This is a genomic window from Melioribacteraceae bacterium, assembly GCA_030584085.1.
GTDB lineage: Bacteria > Bacteroidota > Ignavibacteria > Ignavibacteriales > Melioribacteraceae > SURF-28.
In genome coordinates this window covers 19,767-36,000 of sequence record CP129490.1, presented here as the reverse complement: position 1 = coordinate 36,000, position 16,234 = coordinate 19,767, and the positions used below count along the sequence as shown (strand labels likewise).

Sequence of the window (16,234 nt, the reverse complement as noted above, 5' to 3'; positions counted from 1 at the left end):
TATTGATTGGTTTCTTAGTGATGTTTTAAAGATGCTTAAAATAGTGAAAAGTTGCTTGTTTTTACTGGTAGGAATGCAGGCTTGTTTTATAGAGTTCTGAAATTATTTAAAGATTTTGCCGCAGACATAAAGTCTGCGGTTACAATCTTGTGTCTTATATCTCACATCTTGTATCTATTTTACGAGTAACATTTTCTTAACCGAGTTAAATGATTTATCTCCGTTAATAGAATTTGCTTCAATCGAATAGAAATAAATCCCGGATGTTAGATTACCCGCATTCCATTCAAAAGTATGATAACCGCTTTGTAATGATTGGTTTACTAACTCTCCAATTGTCTGTCCAAGTATATTGTAAATCTTCAACTTAACATTGCTTTCAAAAGGTAAACCAAATTTAATCTGCGTGCTCGGATTAAATGGGTTTGGATAATTTTGCTCAAGTGAATATGTCAAAGGAACACTTTCTTCTTCAACAGAAGTTGTTGAATTAACTGTAAATACATCATCGCTTTGATCAACCAATGTACCGTTTGATGCATCGGTAATTCTGACCAACACTTCATTTGAATATTCGTCGGGAAGAACCCAATTATATGAACCATTAGATTCTGTTTCGGAAACGATAACATTCCAAGAACTTCCGTTATTCATAGAGTATTCTATTTTTACGTTTTCAACGTTAGAACTGCTCCAAGTAATTTCGACAGTTTCACCGCCTAAATAAACTTCACCGCCATTCGGACTCATTAATTGTAGTGCGGCACTTCCCATTATTGTAAATACATCATCACTTTCATCTACAACATTTCCGTTTGATATATCTATAATCTTCACTAGACATTCTTCCGAAGGTTTGTCCGGTACAGTCCAGTTATATGATCCATCAGATGGGGTTATTACAATCACATTCTGCCAAGTATTTCCGTTATCAGTTGAGTATTGAATTTTCACACTTGTTACACTTGCGCTTGTCCATGTAATTTCAACTTGTTCACCGACTTTAAATTCTTCACCGCCGTTTGGACTCATTACTTCAACAACGGGAGCTGCCGTAATAGTAAATGTTGAGTTACTTTCGTCAATGTTTGAGTTATCTCCCGAATCGGTGACTCTAATTAAACATTCTGCTGATGGGGTATTAGGAACAACCCATTCATATTCTCCGGTTGACGCATCTAAATCTTCTTCAATAACTGTCCATGTTGAACCGTTGTCGATGCTTAATTCAATATCAACTTCATTAACACCGTTGCTTGACCATTGGATAGTTTTACTCGAACTTCCCTGCCAAGACTCACCACCGTTTGGTGATGCGACTTGTAAATATTCAGCCGGTTGAGAAATTTTTAAATCCGCAGTCATTTCATTACCGGATGCACTTATATTTTCCACCGATACATAAGTGCTAGTTCCATTATATGCGTTTGATGACGGACTGCTTAGAAAATTAAATTGGATGTTGTTTGTTTGCCCAGGGAATGGATCGCGTGTATCACCACTATTGACGCCTTTTTCTAAATCGTAATTATTATCTGCTTGTTCTAGTGCAACAAGGTAATTTCCGCTGTTTGTTTTACCGGGATACCATTCCTGCGAATTTCCGTTTTTTGTTTCATCGATATGCCAAATTAATAATCCGCTTCCCGGAATTCCCGCATCGTACTTTGTCCGCTGTCTATTCTGAACCAAAAAATATTGATTGCCCGGAACACCGTCTTTCCAAATTTTATAAATATCTGCTTCAGTTGTCATAGCAGTAATTGATTCACCGATTAAATCTGTTGTAACATTTGTCGGCGTAAAGTAACCCATTTGAATGTGATTCCATGCATCCGGCCAAGCAGGAGTTGCACCGTTATTACCATTCCAGCTTCCGCCTGCCATTAGACTCCAGCGACCAACACCATTCGATGTGTAATCAGTATCATAAACATCTGGCAAACCAAAAACCGAGTGTCCCATTTCATGAGCATAAACTCCAATTGTCATATCACCGGGGGTTGACCAATACTCGGGCTCCATTGAATATCTGTAAGCTTCAACTCCGTCATCGGTCATATAACCACCGGGGATCGCCCAAGCGTGAGACCAAATATCATCATCGCTTCCGGTATATTCCGCTCCGGGACCTGTATGCACAATAAATAAAGCTTCGATTTCTCCGTCACCATCGTTATCGTATAAAGAAAAATCAATATAAGGATCTACAAGTTGAACCACATCTCTTGTTAATCCTTGTGCGTTAGCCGGAAAATTTCCGAAACCATTTTCTCCCCCCACATAATAATCATAAGTATTGGGCATAGTAACCCAGCCGATTGTAGATGGCATATCTGCTGTTATCAAATCCAAATTTCCGTAAGTGACTTCATCAAAATAACCCCACATGCTGCTTGCGGTGTTCGCGAATAAAAGATCATCAAAAAAACTAACAGATACTTGTGATTCTTGATCCGAAAATTCTACAAAAAGAAATATTGCATTAAACTCACCGGATGCAGCTTTTGCCGGTCCGTATGTTCTATGAATATCTTCTTTTTTCATAATAGAATTTTGCTTAGTTAATTCTTCCGAAGTCCAGCCGGTAGATACTCCTCTTTCTTTCAATTCTTTATAATTTTTAAGAGCATAGGGAATATTAATTTCTCCGTTTTTAATTTTTTCTAATAAATTTGGATGAGGAACCATCTGTGCGCTAAGCATGGATACAAAGATTACCAATAGCGCTAAAACTGATTTTTTCATTTATTCTCCGTTATAGTATTGGGTATTTGACAAAAAATAGTTCGTCAAAATATGGAATATTAGTAATAATGACCACGCAAAAAATTAGTGTGATCAATACAATAAATTTTAGTTAGAATCGTTTACAATCTTAGAAAACGAAAATATGAGCATCGACCGTGAAATAGCGCTTATTGAAAGAAGCAAAAGGGGGGATCAATCGGCTTTCGCTTTGCTCATTGGTTTATACAAGGATAAACTCTTCGGATACCTATTTAAATTTACCGGCGATCGCGATTTAGCAAAAGATTGGATGCAGGATGTTTTAATTAAGACATGGAAAGGAATTAAGAAATATAATGAACAACAAAAATTTGCATCATGGTTGTTTTCGATTGCTCATAATACTGCAATTGACGGTTTGAGAAAATTAAAAAGAACAGTAAACGAAACGAGTTTTTCGGAAATTGATATGAACGGAAACAGTGAAACCGCACATGATATAATTATTCACGAAGAGACTAAAGAAATAATTAACAAAATAGTTGATTCTCTTCCCCACAAACAAAAAGAAGTTTTTCTCTTAAGAATGCATGCTGAATTATCTTTTAAAGAAATTGCAGAAATTATGAAAGAACCGATGAACACCGTCTTAAGTCACATGCACTATGCCGTAAAAAAATTGCGAAAAGAGATTGGAAACATAAAATGAAAGATGATATTAAAAAATTGCATGAAAGATTTGAAGCAGAAGTTTGGCTTTACATCGACGGAAGTTTAAGCAACGAAGACATGCTTTATTGGAATCAAAAATTATCACAGCATTCTGAGTTGAATGAATTTTATAAAAATATCATCGAAACAATAGGTTATTATAAAGAAAGCAACAAGCATCAAATAGAAAACGATGAGTTTAATGAAATTATATCAACAGTGTTTAGTTCAAAAAACTTTTTCGAAAGAATCACCGATTCGATATCTAACATACTCGAAGTTCTTTTCTCAAATAATTTAAGCACAGCTAAAGCAGCTTTTGTAGCGTTAGTTACCGTCGTAGCTTTGGTAATATTATTAACCACCGAAAAACCGAATGCCGTAAAAAGTATAAGTGAAGATATTTTGAGCTGGCACGGTGAAGTTATAACAAAACAATTACATGACGTTGATGAATCGATTGAAACTCTTTCGTATGAAGAGTGGGAAGAGTATAGATTAATTCAAGCAACACACGATAAGTGGGAACAGTCATTTTATTTACTTAACAAAGAAATTGAAAAAATGAAACAGGATTTAGGTGAATCGTCTTTATAAAATTTTATTAATCAAGGGGGTCTCAAAATGAAAACTATAATTCAAACAATACTATTACTAACATTCGTATCAACTATGCTTTTTTCGCAGGTTATTGTCCCGGAACCTGGCGCGCCGGATATCTATAGGGTTTGGGGAAACGAAAAACTTTCGGAAAAAGAAGAGCAAGAATATTTAAGTAAAATTACAAATGCTCAGCTTAAACAAGAGCTTCAACAAATTAAGAAGCTTGATGAGAAAAGATACTACAGCATTTTGCGAAGAACATCATATTTTTCTCTTCCCTCTATATACTCAATTGAAGGGAGCGGTGTTTCAATTGTCGGCGAGCAGCATGGCAGCGATAATCTTAGAAAAAGAATTACTGAGCTTGAAATGTATTCCGAAGTATTAAGCACAAAATATCTTCATGCTGACCAATCCGATAAACAAAAACTTTCATCACAATTGAAAACAACCTTAAGCGAAGCCTTTGATCTAAGGGAATCTCAGCGAAAAGAAGAAGTTGAAAAACTGGAAAATAAACTCGCCGAGTTAAAAGAATCAATACATATAAGAAAACAGAACAAAGAACAAATTGTTGAAGAAAGATTTAGAACTCTCACCGGGAAAGGTAAGTATTTGAAGTGGGATTAAAACCCCACCCCATCCCTCCCCTTGGTAAGGGGAGGGAGATTTTTTAATATAGGATTACTACATATTTTAAATTGCCTCAAAATAGACTTGCTAATCTTTTTAATTATTCCTATTATATTTTCTAAAGTTCATTAATTAGGACTCTTTGTAATGAAAAGTCTAATAACGATCATATTTCTCCTTTCTCTACTTTCATCAATTCTCCTTGCTCAAAACACTAGAACCAATGGCAATCTTCTAAGAATAAACATCTTTGAAAATGAAATTGATTTGAGTGATACGGTTGGAAGTTGGAGCAGTTGGCGCAGCAATTATTCTGCTGGATCCCGATATCAAAAAGTTTTTACATATAATGGAAATTTATACTTTATTCTTTACCATAAATCTGATAATCCCCAATATACACGCACTGACCTCACGTTACAATCATCTTCGTTACAGTACGATTATAATTTCTATGGGTATTTTGGTTGGCTTGATGTACTTGAGCCATATCTATTTTTTGATACACAAATTCAGCCAACAAGTTCAGGAATATGGATACTTAATGGAATTTTAGATGTTTCATTTGTTAACAATAACAATGAATTATTCGAAGAAAGTAGTGCCACGGGAAATATTGTTCATATTCCAGGAAAAATAAAGAATAATTATCTAATCGCAACGTATTCCGAATCTGAATACGAATATGATTATTCAATTGCGGAATTATCTGATTCATTGCATAAAAGAGTAATCCAAAACATCAACGTTCAATTTGAAAACGAAGATTCACCATCCGCTATTTCAAGACTTAGAACAATCAACGATTCTCTTTATTTTACTTCAGCACATGGAGAATATGATACAAGAGAAATTCGATTTTCTATATCAAAGCTAAAGGATTCAACCCTTACCATTATCGACAAAAGTTTTGAGAATGATCATCTCACATATTGGACTGCTTTTGAGAATAGAATTATTGGTGTACGTAACCGTCACTTAATAGCACAGACATTAAACTTAGACACTTTTGGATTTGAGAATATTGATACGCTGGCACTAAATGTTGACAGCTATAGCCATGGCAGTAAATATGATTTCTCGCCTGATGAGAGATTTGGTGCATTTATTCGTAACGATTCATTGTTCGCAGTTTCTCTGGAAAATGAATCAATAATTAATAGCTGGGACTTACAGAATATAGACAATCGATATGCACCGTTAATCGATTCACCCTACGTTTACGTTCATCAAGCTACAACCATTGTTGGTGTGGAAGAGGAAAACGATTTACCTAAAGAAATTACTTTATCTCAAAACTACCCAAACCCATTCAACCCAAGTACAACTATAAAATTTACAGTTCCTAATGTAGGGACGACTCATGAGTTGTCCCTACGAGTATATGATATACTCGGCAGAGAAATAAAAACACTCCTCAACAAACCAATGCAGCCCGGCACTTATGAAATTGAATTTGATGGCGGAAATTTTACAAGTGGCGTTTACTTTTATGTTTTAGAAACGGGTGGGAAGAGATTGAGTAGAAAGATGGTTCTTTTAAAGTAATTTATTATGCGACATTATTCAATTTTTCCCTTTTTGCAGTGCCTCGAGATTTTTTGATCGATAACCTAATAAATCCATCCATATCTAACAAAAACAGAGAGAATAAACCGGCACTTTAACAATTGTATGTAAAATATTCATGTAGTTATTTCCATTTTAGGGATTTATTTAACACTCAGAGCCTAAATATTGAATAGAAGCAGGATATTCAAACAGCACGATGCTTGCATCTTTATGTTTTAGTTTATTAATATTTCATATTTCATTTATAGAAAATTATAGGAGAATTAATGTTAAGAAAATTTTGTACTCTCTGTTTTTTGATTCTACTTTTCTATCAAATCACGATCTCACAAGTTACAATACGCGAGAAAATTATTTTAATACAACCGGATACAAATGAAGTCATTAACAAAAATTTTGTAGTTAGATTAGCTAAAAGTGGGAAATTGTTTTCTGGATTTATTCCGCAATTTACAGGTAATGTTGAATTGGTTTTTACTTATGCACGTGAGATTTATGGTACTTTTAATATAGATAGCAAAATAATAGTAGAGACCAAAGACACCATATTTGAACATAGTGTTTTCCCGGAATTTGATTATAGATGGGGACAAGATAATGCTTCGTTCTGTTATTTTTGTTAGGGCGATGATAGAGACCCCTGCAATAGGTGGAATCAGAAAAAAATCCCTTATTACCAGTATGAAAAAAGGCTAATGGGCAGCGCGAGTCCTCAATTTGCAACCGTGAGCTTTAAAGTTACAAAAGGAGACTCGGTAAAGATTTTCTATGAGACTACACCTCCTCAAGTAGGTATAATTGAAAGAATTCCATTAGAATATTCGCAAAGAGGTAATTATTATGATGGCTATACTAATGAAACAATTAGCTATACTTACCTAAATTTTGCCAAGTATTATGAATGTTTACGTTGGTATGGAACCGTGCTCGATGTTTATGCTTTTGAATACCCGGAAGAAGACTGTTCAGATGCTCCGCAGTGTGATGTGAACAGTTCCTTCGAGCCGCCGCAGTTTATTGCTAAAGAAATAACCCCCCCAGATTATACCAAATTTGATTTATGTGATAAACTAAGTAAAACAAGTGGGGTGGTTGACATAGGGGGATTTTTCTTCTCCTTATTTAATAAACCTGAATGGAACATTATTGACGAATTGGTTGACGATTATAATCTTGATGTTTGCTATAATAGTTCAACAAACCAATGGCAATATAACATTGATGACGGAACAATATTTTTGAACACGGTACTGGGTGTTTGCGAACAAAATCTCGAGGGATTTGAAGTAATAAAAAGTTTTAATGACCTTTCAAGTATATACGTTGATGATGTTTGTAAAGCTTTGGAAGACTTTAAGCTTCATTATGATTATTATACATTAGGACACGGCAGTTATAAATATGTTTTGTACGATGTCTTGGATTTACATGAGTCAATTCATAAAGAAAGATTTATAAGTTTGTTTAAACAAACTATGAATAGCATAAGCGAGGATAACTCCTTTAACATAGAAATACCTTTTAAGGATTTATTTACTTACATGCAGTTACGGTGTGATGACAACCCGGATTTTGTAACTACAAAAAATAAATGGAAGAATATGTTTAATAAAATATTAGAAAGCTTTTTAAAAGAACTGGAAAGAAAATATATAATCCAAAAAAATGACCCTCAAAACGAGTATAAAACACATAATGATAATAGAATTGAGTACCTTATCAAGCAATATATAGAAGTACTAAAAACTCAATATCCGGAATTAAATTGTAAATAAGAAGATGGAGATAAAATGCAACATCTAAAAATTTTTACATTGCTGTTACTTAGTTGGTTGCTTTTTCTAAACAATATTTATTCTCAGCAAGGACTAACGCAGGAAGAAAAACAGAGGGTAATTGACGCCCTTAATAGCCCAAATTCTTTATCAAGATTAGGAGCATTACATAGTATCGAACAATATAAGGTTGCTGAAGCCGAAGACAGCTTAAAAGCAAAGATCTGGAAAGATGATTTAGATATGCAAGCAGATTACTTGCACGCGCTTCAATCCATCAATCCTTCCGTAGCTTATCAATTTGCGTTAATGTTTATAGATACTCTCGATATAAAATATGGAACAAATCTTCGTATGGAAAGTCGGGTAAGGGCAATAGAAGTTTTATTTAAGAATGGAGATTATTCCAAAGCTGAATTTGTGTTCCAATTGCTTGATAGAGATAAACCGAGAATTAACACAACTGCATTACGTCTGCTGAAAGAAATAATATTGCATGTTCCTCAATATGCTGAAAGAGCAAAAAGTGAATTAATAACCATAACACAAATCTCAACATATTCCGATGATAGAATTGATGCTTTATGGGATTTAGAAAAAATCTACGGTGAAGAAATATTTGATTTAATGGTAAAAACATTTACAGAAGATGAGCACCCTACCAACCGCATTATTGCTTTAGAACATATGCTTGTAAAATATAAGAACCCTGAATTGAATGTTGTGCTAAGAAACAGATTAGTAGAAGAACCGGAAAGCTCACTTAGACATGACATAGCAACACAATTGTTAACCCTATTTGGTACTCCGTCAGATTATCAATTTGTGAGAAATTACATATCCCAAGAACCAGATCAGACTATAAAAAATTTGTTGACTTATGATGTTGAGGATTTTATATCTCCTGAACCTGACAGCACCCTAACAGCCTCGGAAATGATAGATACACTAATATCATACAACACACAATGCTATAATCATAACTGGATAACTAACAAAGGTATATACAACAGTTTAAGCCAGAAACTTGAAAACGCTAAAAAGAATTTGGAAAAAGGAAATGACAAAGCAGCCAAGAATGTTCTCGAAGCCTTCAGAAATGAAGTAGAAGCACAAAAGGAAAAACACATTACAATTGACGGATATAAATTCTTGTATTACTACAGCGGGTATATAATAGAAAGATTATAGTGATTAAATAATTTTAGAAGGTGAAAAATGGTTGCAAAAATTTTATTAACAATTATGCAATTTACGAATTTAGTGCTTTCGCAAACAGTTTATGAAATCCCATTCGCCTCTAACGGAAACTCTATTGAGTTAACTGTTGCTAATGTATCCGGGACAAAAATTGGAAATGTAAACATAGAACTTAAAGAATCACCGGAGTGGATAAACTTTACAAAAACCAAAAGCGATCTTGAAACAATAGAAGGAAACACAGAAAAAACGGCTTTGTTCACTTTTTCTTTGGGGAAAGAAGCTCCGGTTGGGAAAGAAACTTTTCTGAAATTTTTGGTAAGTGGAAACAACGAAAAAATCAGCGAAAAAGAAATAAAGATAACAGTACTTCCGCCGGATAACTTCGAACTGTTCCAAAATTATCCCAATCCGTTTAATCCAACTACAAAAATAAAATTTACAATACCAAACGTAGAGACACCCAACAGGGAGTCTCTACAAACAAAGCTAATCGTTTACGACATACTCGGGAGAGAAATAAAATCCCTCATTAACAAAACTATGCTGCCTGGTAAGTATGATATTGAATTCCACGGATCAGAATTGTCAAGCGGAATTTATTTCTATGTTTTGGAAACCGGCACGGAAAGATTAAAAAGAAAGATGATTTTACTAAAGTAGCGACAAATAACTAATCCCGAATTTTCTCTTTCTGCAAAGCTTCAAAATATTTACGGATTAATTCTTCGTAATCTTTTTTATAACCTTCTTTGGAAGCATTCAATAATTCATCACGTAATTTTTTTAATCCTTCTTCGGTAGTGAGCATTAACTCGGGCGGAGTTTCTCTTTGAAAATTTTTACCCGTAAATGATTCGCGTTCTTTTTCAAAATCTCTTTCGTTAATTGATCTCTGTGCGTCAAGTAATTTTGAAAGTATTCTTTCTTGTTTTTGTAACAGATCATCATCAACATCATTCGACTGCATATCGGCAACAACTTCTTCCATTTCTTTTAATATCTGTTCAAGATTGGAACCAAGTTTTTTTGATTGTCCCGTTGATTTTGCTTCTTCGTTTAATTGCGCTAACGATTTTTGAATCATTTGTTGTTCTTGTGCTAATCTTTGCATTTGAGCCATTTGCTGCTGTGAGAGTTGACCTTGCTGCATCATTTGAGTCATTTGGTTTAAGCTCATTTGCTGTTGACTCATCTGTTGAAGCTGCTGCATCATACTCATCATACCGCCGCCTTGACCTTCGCCACTCATCATCATTTCAAGCGAGTTCTTCATCATCATTGCAGCTTCGTTCATGTTTTTCATTGCGCGTTCTTGTGATTGTGAAGCCTTGCCGCCGTTATTTTCCTGCATATCCATTATTGATTGACTCATCTCCCGGCGTGCTTGTCCCAACGCTCTCCCCATTTCGGGTGAAATGCCGAAAGTTTTTTGGGATAACTCACTAATCTGGCGTGTAACTTTATCCAAGTTGCTTTGTATTTGATTTTGCTGTTGTGCCGATTCTCTCAAATTTTTTGTGCTAACGGATTGATCTCTTGTTTTATTCTTTAAATCCTCTTCTTCTTTCGATAGAGTAAGAAGATCATCGAGAGATTTCATCATATCGCTCATAACTTTCATCTGAGTCTGCATCTTCATGTTATTCTGCATTGCCTGCATCTTTTCCATATTAGCTTGCATGTTTTTCATCATTTGCTGCTGCATTTGCATGGCGTCTTGTTTCTGACCTTTTTGAAGTTGTTGCGAGGTTTGTTCATTCATTTCAGTGTTTTGCTGTTGTTTCATTTGCTCGCTTAATTCTTGAGCATCTTTTTGCGGCATATCGTCAAACTCACTCATCTTTTCACTGAGCGCTTCTGTTTCCTTCTCGAGATTTTCCATCTTTTCGGTTAAAGATTTCTGTTTTTCTGCAAGTTCATTTCGCTCTTGCTGATTTTGTAAACTGCTTTGTTCCGTTTGTTCATTTAAGTCGCTTAACTCTTCGCTGATTTGTTCTGTTCGTTTAAGTAATTCATCCATCTTTTGTTCAATTTGAATTCGCTTAAGAAGATTAACAGTTCGTTCCAGACTTTTCTTAAACATCTCTTCGTTGAATTGAAGATTTTCCATTTCATTTTGAACTTGATTACGCATCATGTTTTCAAGTTGTTCGCGCATCTTTTCAAAAGCTTTCTTCATTTCTTCACTGCTGAATTGATCCATCAAATCCTGCAGTTCCATATACTTTTGAAGAGTTTCTTCGGAAAGCAAATTATTATCAGCGAGATCTTTTCTTACATCATCCAGTTGCTTTTTAATATCGTCGACTTTTTGTTCCAGACTCTCAAATTTTTGCATGGCTTTTTCAATTTTTTCTTTTTCTTCCCATGAAATTCTTTTGTCATCTTTTTTTAATTCGTCACTAATTTGTTGAAGTTCATCGCTTAATTTTTTTGCTTCTTCTAAAGTTTTATTTAGATCGTCGGAAGCTTCATTTTGCTTTTGATCTGCATTTGCAAATAGTTCATCCAAAGAAGGAATTCGAAGAGTAAAAACTTTTGACCGGGATTTCTTTGGTCCGTTTATATTGTCGTTATCAGCAACCTCAACGTAATACGAAACAATTTCTTCTGCTTTGAGATTAAGCTGCGCTATGTCCCATCCGAAAAATACCTCTTGCTGTTTTTCCGACTTAGATATTGAAATTGGAACGGTTGTAAAATCTGAAGTGTTTGTTTGGCTTAATGCGGACTTATGATATAATAATTCCAGCGAAGAAAAACCGTAATCATCTTTAATTTCAATTGTGAGCGGGAGTATATTTTCTAAACCGAGTTCAACATTTTCGCCGGGTTTTGTAATTTCTATTTGAGGAAATTCATCTTCCGTAATATTCACCGAATATCTAATCGGGTTTTCACTTTCGACATTCGATGTGTCAACAAGATCGAAGTTATAGCTTATTTCATCTCTAACATAAAAATGTCCTTTTGCAACAAAGCTGTTTACATCCAATTCAATATTGTCTTTTTCTATAATATTAATCTTGGCATTGGTTAGCGGCTTTGTTGATGTAATTTCAAAATCCAATCTTGTGCCGGGCAGAACTGTTGCCGAACCGTTATCGTTTTGTACTTGCTGCGGTAAACGAGTATAAGATGGCGGTGTAATTGTCATAACAAATTTTCTTACAATCGGTCTATCCATTACGCTTATAGAATATACATCTGTCGATACATCCTCGGCTTCGGCATAATATTCTATCGAGCTGTTTAACGATTTCAAAACTTGAGTAAAATTATTGTTGGAGTCCGGTAAAAGAATTAATTCATCAAAAGCCGCTTGTTCCGTTGACCTGGTAAACAGCGTAATTGATTTTGGAATATCTGCTTTTGCGGTTACAATAATTGCAACAGATTCTCCTTTAGTAACATCTATGTTTCCCGGTTCAATTGCCAAATGATATTTGGGAGGAACGATAAACTCCTTATCGTAATTTATCATTCTATTAAAAGCATTGTTAAGAAACGGAACCAAAAGAACTAATAATGTTATAGGTATGAATGTGCCAGCCGAGATTTTTACTTTATTCCATTTATTGAATTTTACTGCTTCTGTAAAATTCAGTTTTTGCGTTTTATCGTAAACCGTTTTAAATGCGGCTTGAATTAATTCTTTTGAATAATTGTTTGATTTATCATTGACTAGTTGAACTGCGTTAAGAAGCGAGTCTTTTACTTCCGGATAATTTTTCCCGACTAATTTTGCAATCTTATTTAAATTGAAATTCGATAGTGAATCTATATTTCGAATTAGCGGAAGAAATACTTCTTTGCTTATTATCACCACTATAACAGCAATGGATGCAAAGAATAATATGGTTCTAACTTCACCGCTAAAATTAAAAAGTGCTTCTAGAATAACTATACCGAAAACAATCAAAGCAAAATAGAATAAGGAATTAACCAATCCTTCAAGAGAAGAGATTAAATTAATTTTTCTATTAGTCTTCTTTAGTTTATCAATAATATTTTTATAAAAATCATTCATTAATTACTAAGTGCCCAAACTATGATGTTGGTGCCGAACTTTAATGCTTCTTCTCTTTTTTCGGCAGAAGTATTGTGGACTCTTTGATCAGTCCAACCGTCACTTGGATTGCTTTCGTAAGTATAATAAACAGCTAATCTTTCATCGATGAAGATACCAAATCCTTGAGGCGGTTTGTTGTCGTGTTCATGTGTTTTTGGCGGACCGTAATTAAAATCAAAAAGACAATTATACAATCCGTAATTAAAAGGAAGTTCAACTAAATCCTTATCCGGGAAAACTTTTTTAATTTCTCTTCTAAATGCATTATCCAAACCATAGTCATCATCTACAAAAAGAAATCCGCCGTTTGTTAAATACTTTCTTAAAGCTTCTGCTTCATCGGAAGATAGAACTATATTTCCGTGTCCGGTTAAAAACAAGAACGGGTATGAAAACATTTCATCACTGCCGAGTTCTACAAATTTATATTCGGGAATTGTTTTAATATTTGTGTGTTCGGCAACAAAATTTAAAAGATTAACTTCCGCGGAAGGATCGTTATACCAATCGCCTCCGCCGTTATATTTTAAACGTGCAATTTGGAAACCCGTTTTTACTTGTCCGAATAAAGTTATTGTAACAAAAAAGAGTATAATAAGTTTTTTCATAAATTAAGTTAACTATAATAGATAGCAGAATACAAACTTATACAATAAATGGCGGGATTCGTTTCTAATTTTGAGATGGTAATTTTACTGTAAAAATTGTCCCCTTGCCCGGCTCGCTGGTTACTAAAATTGATCCATTATTTTTATTAATAAATTCCTTGCACAAAATTAAACCGAGTCCCGTTCCCTTTTCGTTTTCGGTTCCTTTCTTTTTAACGTCAGAATCTAATTTGAATATTTTATCAATTTCACGCTTGGTCATTCCGATTCCCGTATCTTGAACAGAAAAGATTACTTCCTTTTCCGATTTTTCGGTTTCAATTGTAACATTTCCACCACGGTTAGTAAACTTGATTGCGTTATTAATTAAGTTACGAGCTACTGCTCCAATCATATTTTGATCACCGAACGCAACAACATCTTTTCCCGGTTTTACAATTAAATTAATTTCTTTTTGTGAAGCTGCTTTTCTATAAAGATTGATATTCATCGTTATTATTTCATTAATATCAACCGCTTGCGGATTGAACGGAATATTGCCCAACTGCGCAGACGACCATTCAAGTAAATTTTCTAAAAGCAAAAATACATTACGCGCGTTTTGATTTACTTCGCGACTCAAATTTGTAATTTCTTCGTGTGATAATTCTTTGTTATCTTCGGCTAAAATTTCAGTAATCCCGAGAAGTGAGTTAAACGGTCCTCTTAAATCGTGCGCAATTATTGAAAAGAATAAATCCTTTGTTTTGTTGATGTCGTTTAACTTTTCATACGCCTCTGTTAATTCTTTATTGATCTTCTTTCTTTCAACGTACCGATAAAAATAGACAATGCTAAAACCCAATAGCATAACAGAAAAAATTATTAAAAAGTAAGTCAAATTTTCTTGTCTATCTAATTGAAGCTCCTTCAACTCTGCATTTTTAGTTAACAATTCAATTTCTTTTTCCTTTTGCTTGGCTTCATATTCGGCAAGTGACTTTTCTAGTTCATCGCTTCGTTTTTCATCCTTTATCAAATCCTTTATCTCTTCATATTTCTGAAAATTTTCTAAAGCTAATTTATAATTGCCGGTGGCTTTATATGTTTGGTATAAAATTTCGTATCCTCTTTGAACCTCTTCGTTTGCAAAAACCTCTTTCGCAAGATCTATTGCACGATTTGCTTTCGTTATTGCTTCGCTATAGTTCGATAATGTTAATAACGCCGTTGATTGATTATTAAGAGAAATAGACATTTTGTGCGTGTCATTCATTTTTTCCAGCAACACAAACGATTGCTGATAATAATCCATCGCCAATCGATTATTTCCTAATTGGAAATAACATTCGCCAAGATTATTTAATGCAACTGCAATTCCTTCCACGTTTTCAATTTCTTGACTTTTTTCCAATGCTTGAATATAAAATTCAATTGCTTTGCTGAACTCTCTTCTGTGTTTATAAACCTCGCCTAGATTGTTGACTGCATTTGCTATCAAATATGCATTACCGGTTTTCTCAAAGATGGATAACGCGCTTGAATAATATTCGATTGGTTTGTCCAGATCGCCCAAACCTTCATAAGTATTACCGATTACCATCATCGCATAAGCTGCTTTTACTTGGTCGTTAACACTTTCAAATTTTTCCAATGCTTTTAGCGCGTTGGTTAATCCTTTCTCATAATTCCCCATAATAGAGGTGTAAAGCGATCCAAGATTTAAATATGCATGCGCGGCTTGATACTCATTGCCTTGCTTTGAAAACATTTCTGCTGCTTGTTCAAATAATTCTATTCCGGCTTCAATTTCGTTTGTTCGGGTGTATGCAGCTCCAAGAGTCATAATTGATGAAGCGAGTCCAACTGAATCTTCTATTTCATTAAAAACTTCGATAGATAGTTTGAGAGTATCGACGGCAAACTTTGCTTTATTTGAATAAACATAAAAAGCACCGATGTTTCTGTATAAGGTTGCTGCCCCAAATTTATATTCGCCTTTTTTTAATAAACTTTTTGTTTGCGCTATGTACTCTTCTGCTTCGGCAAATTGTTGTGATAAAATATATATCGAGGAAATATTGTTGAGTGCATTTACTTGCCCGTTAAAATATTCCAATTGCTTAGCTTCACCTAAAGCCATTTCAGCATATTTAATTGAATTAACATTATCAGTGGCATTTCTATACTCTTCGGAAATTTTGTTTAAAATATCTACACGATTAGTTCCCTCGGAGTTTTCGAGATTCGATAATAATTGTTCCGTATTTAACTGTGCGGAAATTGATATTACGATAAAAAGTAGATGGAAGAAATGTTTCATATTCTTTATGCCAAGGTATTCAAAA

At 34.3% G+C, this 16,234-nt stretch carries 12 protein-coding genes; 8 read left to right on the top strand and 4 right to left on the bottom strand.

The genetic code is table 11. From position 1 onward, the window contains the following. Positions 1–174: 174 nt before the first annotated feature. The gene (locus QY331_00170; protein ID WKZ69663.1) at positions 175–2,748 is read right to left on the bottom strand and encodes a M6 family metalloprotease domain-containing protein; all 2,574 of its coding nucleotides are present in this window, start codon (positions 2,746–2,748) and stop codon (positions 175–177) included. Positions 2,749–2,893: 145 nt separating this feature from the next. Here QY331_00170 and QY331_00165 point away from each other — a divergent pair, with 145 nt between their 5' ends. From QY331_00165 to QY331_00130, 8 genes are all read left to right on the top strand, one after another. After that, positions 2,894–3,439 (top strand): RNA polymerase sigma factor, encoded by a 546-nt coding sequence (locus tag QY331_00165; GenBank protein ID WKZ69662.1) that lies wholly within the window; start codon positions 2,894–2,896, stop codon positions 3,437–3,439. Then, positions 3,436–4,038: a hypothetical protein gene (locus QY331_00160; protein WKZ69661.1), complete on the top strand. Its 603-nt coding sequence runs from the start codon at positions 3,436–3,438 to the stop codon at positions 4,036–4,038. The genes QY331_00165 and QY331_00160 overlap by 4 nt, the downstream gene beginning before the upstream one ends. Positions 4,039–4,065: 27 nt before the next feature. Next, positions 4,066–4,674 (top strand): hypothetical protein, encoded by a 609-nt coding sequence (locus QY331_00155; GenBank protein ID WKZ69660.1) that lies wholly within the window; start codon positions 4,066–4,068, stop codon positions 4,672–4,674. Between the two features lie 150 nt (positions 4,675–4,824). Further along, positions 4,825–6,225 carry a T9SS type A sorting domain-containing protein gene (locus tag QY331_00150; GenBank protein WKZ69659.1) on the top strand — a complete coding sequence of 467 codons (1,401 nt, stop codon included), beginning with the start codon at positions 4,825–4,827 and terminating at the stop codon, positions 6,223–6,225. 290 nt (positions 6,226–6,515) lie between these two features. Further along, a complete protein-coding gene (locus tag QY331_00145; GenBank protein ID WKZ69658.1) occupies positions 6,516–6,872 on the top strand; it encodes a hypothetical protein in 357 nt (118 codons plus the stop codon). 72 nt (positions 6,873–6,944) lie between these two features. Then, positions 6,945–8,024, top strand: a complete 1,080-nt coding sequence (locus tag QY331_00140) for a hypothetical protein (GenBank protein ID WKZ69657.1) — start codon at positions 6,945–6,947, stop codon at positions 8,022–8,024. 15 nt (positions 8,025–8,039) lie between these two features. After that, positions 8,040–9,215 (top strand): hypothetical protein, encoded by a 1,176-nt coding sequence (locus QY331_00135; protein WKZ69656.1) that lies wholly within the window; start codon positions 8,040–8,042, stop codon positions 9,213–9,215. 27 nt (positions 9,216–9,242) lie between these two features. Beyond that, positions 9,243–9,887: a T9SS type A sorting domain-containing protein gene (locus tag QY331_00130; GenBank protein WKZ69655.1), complete on the top strand. Its 645-nt coding sequence runs from the start codon at positions 9,243–9,245 to the stop codon at positions 9,885–9,887. A gap of 10 nt (positions 9,888–9,897) precedes the next feature. On the opposite strand, the gene QY331_00125 is transcribed toward QY331_00130, so the two are convergent. From QY331_00125 to QY331_00115, 3 genes are all read right to left on the bottom strand, one after another. Continuing rightward, complete coding sequence (locus tag QY331_00125) at positions 9,898–13,257, bottom strand: hypothetical protein (GenBank protein WKZ69654.1); 3,360 nt, start codon at positions 13,255–13,257, stop codon at positions 9,898–9,900. Beyond that, positions 13,257–13,907: a DUF4159 domain-containing protein gene (locus QY331_00120; GenBank protein WKZ69653.1), complete on the bottom strand. Its 651-nt coding sequence runs from the start codon at positions 13,905–13,907 to the stop codon at positions 13,257–13,259. Before QY331_00120 ends, QY331_00125 begins: the two co-directional genes overlap by 1 nt. A gap of 64 nt (positions 13,908–13,971) precedes the next feature. Next, positions 13,972–16,209 (bottom strand): tetratricopeptide repeat protein, encoded by a 2,238-nt coding sequence (locus QY331_00115; GenBank protein WKZ69652.1) that lies wholly within the window; start codon positions 16,207–16,209, stop codon positions 13,972–13,974. Positions 16,210–16,234 lie beyond the last annotated feature (25 nt).

Coding starts and splice junctions, on each gene's coding strand:
- QY331_00170 (WKZ69663.1), bottom strand. CDS start 2,748: ATGAAAAAATCAGTTTTAGCGCTATTGGTAATCTTTGTATCCATGCTT.
- QY331_00165 (WKZ69662.1), top strand. CDS start 2,894: ATGAGCATCGACCGTGAAATAGCGCTTATTGAAAGAAGCAAAAGGGGG.
- QY331_00160 (WKZ69661.1), top strand. CDS start 3,436: ATGAAAGATGATATTAAAAAATTGCATGAAAGATTTGAAGCAGAAGTT.
- QY331_00155 (WKZ69660.1), top strand. CDS start 4,066: ATGAAAACTATAATTCAAACAATACTATTACTAACATTCGTATCAACT.
- QY331_00150 (WKZ69659.1), top strand. CDS start 4,825: ATGAAAAGTCTAATAACGATCATATTTCTCCTTTCTCTACTTTCATCA.
- QY331_00145 (WKZ69658.1), top strand. CDS start 6,516: ATGTTAAGAAAATTTTGTACTCTCTGTTTTTTGATTCTACTTTTCTAT.
- QY331_00140 (WKZ69657.1), top strand. CDS start 6,945: ATGGGCAGCGCGAGTCCTCAATTTGCAACCGTGAGCTTTAAAGTTACA.
- QY331_00135 (WKZ69656.1), top strand. CDS start 8,040: ATGCAACATCTAAAAATTTTTACATTGCTGTTACTTAGTTGGTTGCTT.
- QY331_00130 (WKZ69655.1), top strand. CDS start 9,243: ATGGTTGCAAAAATTTTATTAACAATTATGCAATTTACGAATTTAGTG.
- QY331_00125 (WKZ69654.1), bottom strand. CDS start 13,257: ATGAATGATTTTTATAAAAATATTATTGATAAACTAAAGAAGACTAAT.
- QY331_00120 (WKZ69653.1), bottom strand. CDS start 13,907: ATGAAAAAACTTATTATACTCTTTTTTGTTACAATAACTTTATTCGGA.
- QY331_00115 (WKZ69652.1), bottom strand. CDS start 16,209: ATGAAACATTTCTTCCATCTACTTTTTATCGTAATATCAATTTCCGCA.